The sequence below is a fragment of the Neisseria benedictiae genome, assembly GCF_958267435.1.
GTDB lineage: Bacteria > Pseudomonadota > Gammaproteobacteria > Burkholderiales > Neisseriaceae > Neisseria > Neisseria bergeri.
This window is the reverse complement of sequence record NZ_CATQFV010000045.1, coordinates 1-1,059: the sequence shown is the minus strand read 5'-3', so window position 1 is coordinate 1,059 and position 1,059 is coordinate 1. Positions and strand designations below refer to the sequence as shown.

1 protein-coding gene is annotated in these 1,059 nt (G+C 35.1%); it reads left to right on the top strand.

Annotation, left to right across the window (positions count from 1 at the left end; all coding sequences use genetic code 11):
* A partial coding sequence (locus Q3O12_RS04470; protein WP_301669538.1) for an RHS repeat-associated core domain-containing protein occupies nucleotides 1-568 on the top strand: 568 nt, incomplete at its 5' end.
* Nucleotides 569-1,059: the final 491 nt, after the last annotated feature.

The following is a 1,059-nucleotide window of genomic DNA, read 5'->3' as shown; positions in this document are numbered from 1 at the left end:
GTTCCGGTTGCAGAACCAGTATTGCGACCGTGAGACGGGGCTGCATTACAACTTCTTCAGGTACTATGAGCCGGAATGTGGAAGATTCATCAACCAAGACCCGATTGGGTTGTTTGGGGGGAGTAATTTTTATGCGTTTGCACCGAATACTACGAAATGGATAGATACATTAGGTTGGTTTAAATATCATGGGAATTGGTGTGGACCAGACTGGACAGGGGGGAGAGAAGAGCAATACAGTAAGCTTCGAGACAATAACGGTTATTATGCTGAACCAATGGGGGTATTGGATACGGCTTGCAGGCAACATGACATTTGTTATGCTAAGTGTAGGGAACAATTCTCATGTTCAGGATTAGAAAAATATAACTGTATGGTAAGGTGTGATGACACTCTTGTGAATACATCTAAAAATATCCAACATGATCCTAATTCTTCTTCTATAAAACGTTGGGGGCTTGAAAAGGCAATTTCACAACACTATGGACCAGAAAATAATACTAATACTTGCCAAAACCCACCATCCCTCGATAAAACAATTAAAAAAACGTCTAAAAATCATAGGTGATATTATGAAAATTTATAAATATATTAGTATTTTTTTATTATATTTATTTATATATATAATTTTATTTATAATAAACCCTTGGATTTTGGAATTAATTAATATTACTATAACACTTCCATGGTCAATTATTGAAGAAGATATTATTACTCATTTAGGACTAAATCTGAATCCTACTATTGATAATATCTTTTATCGAAGAATAATACACTTTGCTTACGGATCAATTAGTTTTTTTATAAATATATTTCTTTTATACAAACTTATATATAAGCTTAAAAAAATTTTCAAACTATCCAAACTTAATTAAGTTTCGAATATTATGCTTTTACAAGTGTAGCAAGCCGTAGTCCCTATAAAACCTCCAATCCTGACATAGGGTGCGTGCGGTACGCATACACACGGGTTCTGCTTTTCAAATGCCCCATCCCCAACAGGAGCAAGCCGCCATGGCATTCAATAAAATCGCCCGTAAAAGCAGTGACTTCAGGATC